The sequence below is a fragment of the Leeuwenhoekiella sp. NPDC079379 genome (genome assembly GCF_044542075.1).
Lineage (GTDB): Bacteria > Bacteroidota > Bacteroidia > Flavobacteriales > Flavobacteriaceae > Leeuwenhoekiella.
Genome location: NZ_JBITTU010000001.1, coordinates 82,590 through 94,838 on the forward strand (window position 1 = coordinate 82,590; position 12,249 = coordinate 94,838).

The 12,249-nt window shown below is 35.9% G+C and carries 5 protein-coding genes; all 5 read left to right on the forward strand.

The genetic code is table 11. The annotated features are described in order from the left end of the window. Nucleotides 1-75 precede the first annotated feature (75 nt). The 5 genes from ACIGAM_RS00345 to ACIGAM_RS00365 are packed head-to-tail and all read left to right on the forward strand — an operon-like array spanning nt 76 to nt 12,235. On the forward strand, nt 76-3,375 hold the full coding sequence (locus ACIGAM_RS00345) for a VCBS repeat-containing protein (protein ID WP_396509494.1): 3,300 nt from the start codon (nt 76-78) through the stop codon (nt 3,373-3,375). Next, nucleotides 3,376-6,726 carry a VCBS repeat-containing protein gene (locus ACIGAM_RS00350; protein WP_396509495.1) on the forward strand — a complete coding sequence of 1,117 codons (3,351 nt, stop codon included), beginning with the start codon at nt 3,376-3,378 and terminating at the stop codon, nt 6,724-6,726. Continuing rightward, nucleotides 6,719-9,970, forward strand: coding sequence for a VCBS repeat-containing protein (locus ACIGAM_RS00355; protein ID WP_396509496.1), 3,252 nt, complete (start codon nt 6,719-6,721; stop codon nt 9,968-9,970). The genes ACIGAM_RS00350 and ACIGAM_RS00355 overlap by 8 nt, the downstream gene beginning before the upstream one ends. A gap of 9 nt (nt 9,971-9,979) precedes the next feature. Further along, complete coding sequence (locus tag ACIGAM_RS00360; protein WP_396509497.1) at nt 9,980-11,329, forward strand: vanadium-dependent haloperoxidase; 1,350 nt, start codon at nt 9,980-9,982, stop codon at nt 11,327-11,329. Nucleotides 11,330-11,332: 3 nt separating this feature from the next. Beyond that, a complete protein-coding gene (locus ACIGAM_RS00365; RefSeq protein WP_396509498.1) occupies nt 11,333-12,235 on the forward strand; it encodes an AraC family transcriptional regulator in 903 nt (300 codons plus the stop codon). The last annotated feature ends 14 nt before the right edge of the window (nt 12,236-12,249 follow it).

Below are 12,249 nucleotides of genomic sequence, written 5' to 3' on the forward strand. Positions count from 1 at the left end.
TTTAAAAGAGAGGATCACAAAATGATCCTCTCTTTTAAATTAGTAATTTTCCCATAAACTGTAGGACTTCATTTTATGCCACGATTAAACATCCTTTTTGTAATCGTACTCTTCACTTTAGTTTGCTCATGCAAACAAAAAAATGAGATCTACAAATTATCACAAGTGACAAATTCTGGTGTTTTATTTAAAAATGAAATTAAAAGTACTCCAGAACTTAATATTTTGAATTACCTGTACTTCTATAATGGTGCTGGGACCGCTATTGCAGATTTCAACAACGACGGTTTATTAGACCTTTATTTTACAGGAAATCAAGTTGCAGATAAGCTGTATCTCAACACAGGAAATCTCACTTTTAAAGACATTTCTACAGAAGCCGGAATAAATCTGGAGAACACATGGAATACCGGTGTAACCACTGTAGACATTAATTATGACGGCCTTTTAGATATTTATGTTTCTACTGTTAGTGGCCACCTCAATCTAAAAGGACATAACAAACTATTTATAAACCAGGGTTCAAAAGATGGAATTCCATCATTTTTAGAAAAATCTACTGAGTACGGTTTAAATTTTACAGGACTTTCTACGCAAGCTTCTTTTTTTGATTATGATCTAGACGGAGATCTCGACCTTTACCTACTCAATCATTCGGTTCACCCAAACTCGAGTTACGGTCGCGCGGCCATACGCAGTATTCCTGATAGTATTAATGGCGATCGTTTTTATATAAATAACAATGGCAACTACTTAAACTATACAGAACAAGCAGGTATCTTATCAAGCAAAATAGGATATGGATTAGGTATTTCTGTAAGCGACTTGAATAATGATGGATATCCCGATTTATATATTTCCAATGATTTTTTTGAAAATGATTACCTCTATATAAATCAAAAAAATGGCACTTTTAAAGAGGAAAATACCGCTTCAAAAATTCTTGGACATACCTCCCATTTTTCAATGGGTTCTGATATGACAGACATCAACAACGACGGTCTTTCAGATATTCTAAGTCTAGATATGCTTCCTGAAAAACTTGAGGTCTTAAAAGCGTCTGGTAATGAGTACGCCTACCCTATTTATCAGAATCAGCTTAGAAATGGGTACGATTATGAGTTTATGCAAAATGCATTACAACTAAACCTAGGTAATAATCGCTTTTCAGAAATTGCTTTTCAGAGCGGCATCGCTGCAACAGAATGGTCCTGGAGTCCGCTAATTGCAGACTTTGATAATGATGGATATAAAGACATTTATATCGCTAACGGAATTTTGGGCGCTACTAATGATATGGATTTTGTGAATTTTATTTCGAATGACGCCATTCAAAAACGTCTGGGGAAAAATATGACCGAAAGGGAAATGGAATTCATCAAAAAAGTCCCTAAAACTCACGTCTCAAACTATGCCTATAAAAATATGGGAGGTCTTTCTTTTGAAGATGTCACTAAACAATGGACTTCATCAAAACCATCTTTTAGCAATGGTGCCTCTTATGCAGATTTAGATAATGATGGTGATCTCGATATTGTAGTAAATAACATTAATGAAGCAACTTACATTTTAGAAAATAACACCGCTCAATCTAAAGAAAAACAAAAAGGAATCACTATTAGATTTAAAGGTAGTAAAGAAAACACATTTGGAATAGGTGCTAAAATAACCATCTTCGTAAATGGTATGATGCAGGTATTTGAAAATTATACAACACGCGGTTTTATGTCTGCAGTACCGCCATCAGTTTTTGTAGGCCTGGGAAATTCAGAAAGTATAGACTCGCTTCAATTAGTGTGGCCTTCAGGTAAAGTTCAAAAACTAAAAAATATTCAGATTAAGGAAAACATACTACTAAAAGAGGAAGATGCAATTAGTAAACTTACATCAACAGATCCTTTTCAATCTGAAATTCAACTAGTCAATGTAGCATCAAAAATAGATTTTGTTCATAAAGATGGTAGCTCTATAGAGTTTAGCCGTGACGCTTTGATACCGTATGCTAATACAAACACCGGCCCACAGGTAAAAGCAGCAGATTTAAATAACGACGGTCTTGAAGATCTCATTATTTTAGGTGCTAAAGGACAGGAAACAAAATTGTATTTTCAGAATAAAAAGGGTGACTTTGTCAAAAAAAAGCTACCCGAAGCCGCAAAAGATGCAATACACGAAGATACGGCTGTAGCCTTATTTGATGTAAATAATGATGGCTTAACAGATATACTTATCGCCAGTGGTGGAAACGAATTTATCACAGGAAAACCGCTAACTCCCAGACTTTACTTAAATTCTGATAATGGTTATATTTTAAGCGAAAATAAATTTGATGGTCTTTACATTAATGCTTCTAAAATAAGTCCTGTAGATTTTGACAATGATGGAGATCACGATTTTGCAATCACTAGTGATTTAGTTCCACATGAGTTTGGTGCAACACCAAGTAGTTACCTATTTATGAATGACGGTAAAGGCAATTTTAAAAATGTCACTGATAGCTTAGCGCCTGAATTCTCAAAAACCGGAAATGTAAAAGACCTTATTTGGGCAGACATTGACGGTAATGGTTATAAAGACGCTATAGTTTGTGGCCACTGGATGCCTATTCAGATTTTTCTAAATAATGGAAAAAAATTAACCCTTCAGAAAAGTTCGAGCCTTGATTCAACAAATGGTTTATGGAATGCGATTATTGCTGAAGATTTTGATAATGATGGTGACCTTGACTTTATTGCAGGGAATTGGGGACTTAATACAAGGCTTACAGCTTCCACAGAAAAACCTTTAAATTTATACCGTTATGATTTTGATGCTAATGGTAAGATAGACCCGGTAACGACCTATTTTTATAAGGATACTGAAACAATACTGTCGACTAAAGATGAGATCGTAAAACAAATACCATCACTCAATAAGAAATTTCTTAGCTATCATGCCTTTGCAGAAGCACGTGTTCAAGATTTATTTTCAGAAAAACAATTAAAAAAAGCCGATAAAAAAAAGGTCTTTATGCTAGAAACTTCCTATTTTGAGAATACAGGAAATGTGATGTTTAAAGTACATAAATTACCTTTTATGGCGCAAATATCAAGCACTAAAGCAATCTTTACAGATGACTTTAATGACGATGGTTTTAAAGATATTTTATTGTTAGGAAACGACAGTGAGATAAGCACTCAATTGGGTAGACAAGATGCTTCTCACGGAATATTCTTACTCAACAACGGTCAAGGTTCTTTTAATCATACAACACAGCACAATGTTAATATCAAAGGTGCCTCTCGCAGTATCACACCTATTAAAATAAAGGACAGTTTATTTTATATAATAGGCAGAAATAATGAAACCCCACTATTTTTAAGAAAAGAAAACTAAATGAGATTTTTAAAAACCCTTTATATACTAAGTCTTAGTTTGCTGATTATCTCTTGCGAAAAAAATAAATCTGAGAACGAAGAAACACTTCCTGAAACCCCTAAATTATTTAGTCTTTTAGATCCTTCTGAAACTGGTTTAGATTTTACTAACACCATAACAAACAGTAAAAACTTCAATATTTTTAAATACCGTAACTTTTATAATGGTGGTGGTGTTGCTATAGGTGACATCAATAATGATGGTCTTGCAGATATTTACATGAGTGCAAACATGGGGGAGAATAAATTATTCTTGAATAAAGGTGATTTTAAATTTGAAGACATTACAGAAAAGGCTGGAGTGGGTGGTAATAAGCCATGGTCTACAGGTGTAGTAATGGCAGATGTTAATGGTGATGGCTTACTCGATATTTATGTGAGTAATGCAGGTAATATGAAGGGTGATAACCACGATAATGATCTTTATATAAATAATGGTGATTTAACATTTACAGAAAAAGCAACACAATACAATCTGGCAAAATCGGGTTTTTCTACGCAGGCCAGTTTTTTTGATTATGATAAAGATGGCGATCTTGATGTCTATATATTAAATAATAGTAACGTGCCCGTGAGCGGTTTAGGTTTTGCAGAGCAAAGAGATACTCGCGCCGAAGACTGGGAAAATGTCCCTGACATCTTCAAAGGGGTAGGAGATTTATTAATGCGTAACGATGGTGACACTTTTACAAATGTGAGTGAAGAAGCTGGTATTTATGGTAGTCTTATAGGTTTTGGACTAGGGGTTATGATAACCGACATCAACAATGATTTATGGCCAGACATCTATATTTCTAATGATTTTTATGAGCGTGATTATCTATATATAAATCAAAAAGATGGCACTTTTAAAGAAGAAATAAAAAACTGGACATCTCACCTCTCGCTTTCTGCAATGGGCGTTGATATGGCAGATATAAATAACGATGGGTTGCAGGATATATTTATTACAGATATGCTGCCAGAACCTGAAGAACGCGTCAAATCTGTTATGGAATTTGACAGTTACAACGTTTACAAACTAAAGCAGGGTAAAGACTTTTACCAGCAATTTATACAAAACACACTACAGGTTAATAATGGAAATGGATCGTTCTCAGAAATAGCCTATTACAGTGGTGTAGATGCCACAGACTGGAGCTGGGCAGGATTATTAGTTGATTTAGATAATGATGGCTACAGAGATATTTATGTGACTAATGGGATTAACCACGACTTAACAGACCTTGATTTTGTTGACTTTTTTGCAGACGAAATTATTCAGGATATGGCGCTAACTGGTAAGCGACAGGCAATAGATTCTATAATTAATAAAATGCCTAAAAAACCACTTTCTAATTACGCATATCGCAATAAGAAAGATTTAACCTTTGAAAATGCTGCTAAAGAATGGGGATTAGACACTTTAAGTATGTCTAATGGTAGCGCATATGCAGACTTAGATAATGACGGCGATCTTGATCTTGTAGTTAACAATGTAAATATGAAGTCGTTTGTTTTTCGAAATAATGCAGAAAAGGAAACAAAAAATCACTTCCTAAAAGTAAAATTTAAAGGTGGCGTCAAAAATCCGTTTGCGGTAGGGGCTTCAGTAAAACTGTATATTAACGATCAGATTATCTTTCAGGAATTATATCCTGTACGTGGTTTTCAATCTTCTATGGAATACCCAATGACTATAGGCCTTGGTGATGCGACGGTCGTAGATTCTATGCGCGTATTATGGCCCAACGATAAAACCCAACTTTTTACAGCATTAAAAGCAGATCAAACTTTAGAACTTGATCAGGCAGAAGCTTTAGAGACATTTATTCCTCAGAAAATAAAGAAAACGAGAACTTTACTTACAGAACTTACCACGAGTAACTTAAACAGTTCGCCAGAAAACGCTTATAATGATTTTGATTATGAGGGTATGATATCTAAAAAACTGTCTGAAGAAGGTCCTGCACTTGCCGTAGGTGACGTCAACGGTGATGGCAATGACGACATTTATATTGGCGGTCCTAAAGGTCAAGCAGGAACACTTTACTTACACCAAGGTAAAGGGAAACTAGTTGCAAAAAATCAGCCGGTTTTTGATTTAGATGATTTTTATGAAGATACCGCAGCAAGCTTTTTTGATGCAGATGGCGATGGCGATCAAGATTTACTAGTAGCTTCAGGAGGTAATGAAGTGGGCAGAAAAGAGGTCTTTAAGCCCAGACTTTACCTCAACGATGGCAAGGGGAATTTTACTAAATCTCCAGAAGAATTACCTTCAGCCTTTCAAAATATGAGTGTTGTAGCTCCAGAAGATTTTGACGGCGACGGTGATATTGATGTATTTATAGGGTCTCGCAGTGTTGTGGGTGTTTATGGCATAGATCCTACACATTTGTTTTTAGAAAACACCGGTAACGGCAAGTTTGTAAATGCTACAGAACGCCTTGCATACGACACTAAAGACGCAGGTATGATAACTGCCGCTATCTGGCTTGATGTAGATGGTGACTCTAAAAAAGACCTGATAACGGTTTCAGAATGGGGAAGCCCTATCATTTTTAAAAATTCAGGAAAACGCCTCTCAAAAGCTAAAAATGAACTGAGTAATAATATGGGCTGGTGGAACACAATTGCAGCCGCAGATATTGATAATGATGGAGATATAGATCTTATTATAGGTAATGAAGGTCAGAATCTACATTATCTACCTACAGTAGAAAATCCGTTAGTGATGTATATTAATGATTTTGATAATAATGGTACCATAGAGCAGATCACAACGATTCGGAAAAATGGAAAAGACTATCCCATACATCAGAAAAAAGAAATTACAGCACAAATGAGTTCGCTTAAAAAGCAAAACCTTAAAGCTTCAGATTATGCAAAGCGGTCTATAGACGGTATTTTTTCTGCGGAAAGTCTTCAGAATGCGATTAAAAAGACGGTTTCTTATTCACAATCTATGATGGCAGTAAATGATGGTAAAGGTAATTTTACCCTCAAGCCACTACCCTATCAGGTACAATTATCTTGCGTTTGTGACATCATCACTGCAGATCTTAATAAGGATGGCCTGGCAGATTTAATTATGGCCGGTAACAATTTTGAGTTTAAACCTCAATACTCGCAGTTAGATGCTAATTATGGTAGTGTACTTCTCAATGCTGGAAACACTAATTATAATTGGCAAAATTATAATAACAGTGGCTTTTTTATAAAAGGGGAAGTGAAACACCTTGCAAAATTTAAAGACAAAACCGGAAGCACCTATATTGTTGCGGCCATTAATAATGATAAACCAAAGATCTTTAAATTAGATGAATAAATACATTCAGGCACTTTTACTAATTCCTGTTTTAATTTCGTGTTCAAAAGACCCGGAATTATTCACCAATCCCGATGTTATAAAAGCAGGAATTACCTTTAAAAATACATTAACTGCTACCGAGGATATGAATATTCTCGACTACCTCTATTTCTATAATGGGGGTGGTGTCGCAGTGGGCGATATCAATAATGACGGCTTACAGGATATTTATTTTTCGGGAAATCAGGTAAAAAATGAGCTGTACTTAAATAAAGGGAATTTACAGTTTGAAAATATTACCGAAACGGCAGGTGTAGCCGGCAACAGCGACTGGAATACGGCTTCAGTGATGGGAGATGTAAACGGTGACGGCTTTCTCGATATTTATGTTTGTGCAGTTGTAGGACTTAATGGCCTAAACGGGCATAACGAACTTTTCATTAATAACGGCGATAATACGTTTACAGAAATGGCTGAGGCATATGGTCTTGATGTAGATACATTTTCTTCATCGGCTGCATTTTTAGATTATGACTTAGATGGTGATTTAGATATCTATATTTTAAATCACGCTGTGCATACACAAAATTCTTTTGGTAAAGCCGAATTACGTTATGAACGCAATGCACAAACCGGTGATAAATTAATGCGGAATGACGGCGATCACTTTACAGATGTGAGTGAAGAAGCGGGAATTTATGGAGGTATAAATAGCTACGGACTTGGTATTGCAATTTCAGATTTTAACCTTGATGGTTACCCTGATATTTATATAGGAAACGATTTTCACGAGGATGATTATTACTACCTCAACAATGGAGACGGCACGTTTACCGAAGATTTAAAAAATCACTTTGGGCATACCAGTAGATTTTCTATGGGTAGTGATGTTGCAGATTTAAATCACGATGGATGGCCAGATCTTATATCATTAGATATGCTGCCTGAAGATGAGAACGTCCTAAAATCTTCTGAGGGTGACGACAACATACAAACCCAGCGCTTACGCACAGATAAATATGGTTATCACTACCAGTTCACACGCAATATGCTTTATATAAACCGAGAAGGCGGTGCGTATCAAGAATCAGGGTTATTAAGTGGTATTGCCGCAACAGACTGGAGCTGGAGTGCACTTTTTGGCGATTATAACCAAGATATGCAACAAGATTTATTTATATCTAACGGAATACCTAAACGCCCTAATGATCTTGACTATATCAAGTTTGTCTCTAGTGATCAGATTCAAAATAAAATTAGCAACACTGCACTCATAGATCAAAAAGCACTTAAAAAAATGCCAAGCGGAAAAACACACAATTATGTGTTTGAAGGTTCGGCAGATTTATATTTTAAAGACCGTTCTTCTAGCTGGATTGTAAATGATACGTTAGCATCAGGAGCAACTGCCTATGGTGATTTAGATAATGATGGCGATATTGACCTCATCACAAACAATATTAATGCGTCACCCACGCTGTACATAAATCAGACTAATTCCAAAGCAAACTATTTAAAAATTAAGCTCCAGAGCCTTGCTCAAAACAACTTTGCAATAGGCGCAAAAGTTTATGCGTATGCTGGCGGGATAAAACAATATAAAGAACTGTACACAGTGAGGGGGTTTCAGGCATCTTCAGAACCTTTAATTCACTTTGGTTTAAACGATATTAACAAGGTTGATTCTTTACGGGTAATCTGGCCAGATCGCACAACTCAGGTTCTCACTAATATTGAAGCAAATCAAACCATAGTTATAAAGCCTAAAAATGCAATTGCATTCAACTACAGCTCACTCATTAAAAAAAGTACACCGCTATTTAAAGCAGTGACAGATAGCATAGGCCTTGATTTTACACATAGGGAAGATGCATATTCAGATTTTGATCGTGAGAAATTAATACCATACCAACTGGGAGATCGCGGCCCTGCAGTAGCTGTAGGAGACCTTAATGGTGATGGTAAAGATGACATTTTCTTTGGCGGTTCTAAATTTATCCCTTCACAAGTATATCTTCAGCAAGATTCTTCTTTTGTGAATACAGGTTACCCCCGTATTAAAAAAGATTCTATACACGAAGAAGTGGTTGCCGTTATTGCAGATTTTAATAAAAATGGTAAAAAAGACTTGTTCACGGGCACCAGTGGCGGCGATTTTTCTAATAAAGCCAAACCACTACTAGATGCTTTATATTTAAATAATAGTGTTGATTTTCAAACAGGCTCTTTACCTCAGCTATTTGAAAACACATCGGTTCTTGCTGTACATGATTATGATCAAGATGGTGATCTAGATGTTTTTGTAGGTTCGCAAGGTGTTACCGGTAGCTTTGGCAAATTACCTTCTTCCTACCTACTTGAAAATGATAAAGGAGTTTTCCGCATAGCGCAAGAATTTAAAGAACTGGGAATGGTAACTGCAGCTATTTGGGATGATTTTGACGGTGATAATAAACAAGACCTTATTGTAACCGGCGAATGGATGGCTCCTGTTTTTCTGAAAAATAAAAACAATAAATTTAGCCCTGTTAGTAACACTAAAGGAGACTTAGAAGGTCTTTGGCAAAGTATAATCGCTTTTGATATAGACAACGATGGCGATATGGATTATGTACTGGGTAACTGGGGCGAAAACAGCAAATTTAAAGCCTCATCAGAATATCCTATGATTATGTACTACAATGATTTTGATAAAAATGGTCAAACTGAAACGATTGTAGTTACAGAAAAAAATAAAAATTATTATCCCTTATTGGGCTTAGATGCACTTGCTTCTCAGGTGGTTAGTCTGCGTAAAAAGTACAGCACATATAAGAGCTTTGCGGGCCAGACAATAGAGCAAATTCTTGATGAAGATCAACTTAATACCAGCAAAAAATTAAAAGTAAGTACATTAAAATCGGGGTATTTACGCAACGATTTGGGCACATTCACATTTGTGCCTTTTAATAGAGATTTTCAGGTTGCTCCTGTAATGACTTTTTGTAAATTCGATTTCGATAATGATGGTAAAGATGAGTTACTTGCTGCCGGAAATTATTTTGGAGTACAACCCTTTCACGGTAGATTAGACAGTTTTACCGGTGCTTTAATTAAGGATAGTAATACCATATATTATGGGGATAAACTAGGATTAGATTTTGCTCAAAAATCAATTAGACAGCTTAATATAATCTCTTTTAACACTAAAAAGTATCTTATCGCTACTCCTAATAATGGCAAAACACAACTGTATCAATTAAGCCAAACAACCAAAAATTAGCTTTTGACTATGTTTAAAAAATCTATACTCCTATTTTTTTCGTTGCTAGTATTATTGTCCTGTACAAGTGAAGAGAAACATATCGTTATCACTCCTGACGATTATAATGATGCGGTAGAGAAAGTAACTGAAGTTATCATTCACGATATTTTCTCACCTCCTGTAGCTAGTCGTATTTACGCCTATTCTAATATTGCGGCTTACGAAATTCTTGCTCAGAGTAGCACAGAATATACATCGCTGGCAGGAAAACTTAAAGATTTGCCTGAGACGCCTAAACCAGATTCTGCAGCTGTTGTAAATTATGATTTAGCAGCACTTATCGCTCAAATGGAAATCGCTAAAACCTTGATTTTTTCTGAAGAGCGAATTACAGATATAAGAGACAGTCTCTATATTAAATGGGAGGATCAAAATCCTACAGAGCTTGCTGCTTCTAAAGCCTATGCGCTTAAGGTTACAAATCATATTAAAGCCTGGATGGATGGGGATAATTATAAGCAAACCCGAACTATGCCAAAATTTTCGGTAAATCCTGATAATCCTTCTCGCTGGCAACCTACTCCTCCCGCCTATATGGATGGTATAGAACCTCACTGGATGAAAATTAGAACCTTTGTTATTGATTCTGCATCTCAATTTAAGCCCATTCCACCACCAGAATTTTCTATGGAAAAAGATTCTGAGTTCTACAAACAACTCATTGAAGTATATGATGTGCGTAATGCGATGACTGAAGAAGGTGATGCTTCAGAAAAAATGGCGATTGCGCAATTTTGGGATTGTAACCCATACGTATCTACGCACAAAGGACATCTCATGTTTGCAACTAAAAAAATCACTCCCGGCGGTCATTGGATCGGGATTGTAAAAATCGCAACTAAAAAAATGGAAGCCGATTTGATGGAAACCGTTTACGCTTATACAAAGACTTCTATTGCACTCTTTGATGGCTTTATAAGCTGCTGGGACGAGAAGTACAGAAGTAACCTTATACGTCCTGAAACATTAATTAATCAATACATTGATGATGGCTGGGCTCCGGTATTACAAACGCCACCTTTCCCAGAGTACAGTAGTGGTCACTCTGTTGTATCTGGTGCAGCAGCAGAAGTTCTAACCGAAATTTATGGTGACGATTTTAGCTTTGACGATGATACAGAAACCCCTTACGGTTTACCAGTGCGCAGTTTTAAATCATTTAGATCTGCATCTAGCGAAGCTGCTTTAAGCAGACTTTATGGAGGTATTCATTATAGAGCAGCTATTGACGAAGGTCTCAAACAGGGTCGCGAAGTAGGCCGTTACATCGTTGGGAAATTAGATCTAAAAGCAAATACCGCTCAAGCCTCAAACTAGTTTATGAAAAAAGTGATTTTTGTAGTTACTACTTTATTACTAGTAGCTTTAGGTTGGTATTTATTTCTAAAACCCAGCGATTTTACGATTAGCTTTAAAGTTAAAACAACGCCGGGTACAGTCATACAATCTGTCAAAGCCTGGGATTTAAGTTTAGAAAACAGCAAAATAATTGCTCAATACAACTTTGATGCGCTTGTACAGCAGCGATCTATTGAAGGGTCTACCATAAATTATACTTATCGGTTTTATGCAGTTAATGATTCTACAACTAAGGTTAGTGTAGGTGTAAAAGATCTCGATAATAGTATTTATAATAAACTCACCATCCCATTTGCAGATACAGACTTTGAAAAAAAAAGCGCAAAAGATATAAATGCATTTTATACAATTTTAAAAAAGCATCTTAGTGAATTAAAAATTAATATTACGGGTATTGAGAGCACACCGGCTACGTATTGTGCTTACGTTAAGTTAGAAGGTTTACAAATAGAAAAGGCAAAAGGAATGATGCAGAATTATGGTTATATAGGAGATATTCTTGCCGCGAATAATGTAGCTTTTAATGGACCTCCATTTGTAGAAATTACAAATTGGGATATTAAAACAGACAGCATATCGTATAATTTCTGTTTTCCTATAATTAAATCTGACAGCCTTCCGCAAGCGAAAGATATTAGATATAAACAATTGCAAAAAACCGAAGCAATTCACGCGGTTTATAATGGCAACTACATAACTTCAGACAGGGCCTGGTACGCACTTATTGCCTATGCTAAAAGAAATAATATCTCCATAGAGCAAAACCCCTTAGAAGTTTTCTTTAATAACCCCAATATGGGAGGCAACGAATTAGACTGGAAAGCTGATATCTATATGCCTTTAAGAAAAGACACGCTCAACTAGATCATCTTGAGGCT

Bases quoted from the DNA above. Each gene is read 5' to 3' on its own strand.
- ACIGAM_RS00345 (WP_396509494.1), top strand. From the start codon at position 76: ATGCCACGATTAAACATCCTTTTTGTAATCGTACTCTTCACTTTAGTT.
- ACIGAM_RS00350 (WP_396509495.1), top strand. From the start codon at position 3,376: ATGAGATTTTTAAAAACCCTTTATATACTAAGTCTTAGTTTGCTGATT.
- ACIGAM_RS00355 (WP_396509496.1), top strand. From the start codon at position 6,719: ATGAATAAATACATTCAGGCACTTTTACTAATTCCTGTTTTAATTTCG.
- ACIGAM_RS00360 (WP_396509497.1), top strand. From the start codon at position 9,980: ATGTTTAAAAAATCTATACTCCTATTTTTTTCGTTGCTAGTATTATTG.
- ACIGAM_RS00365 (WP_396509498.1), top strand. From the start codon at position 11,333: ATGAAAAAAGTGATTTTTGTAGTTACTACTTTATTACTAGTAGCTTTA.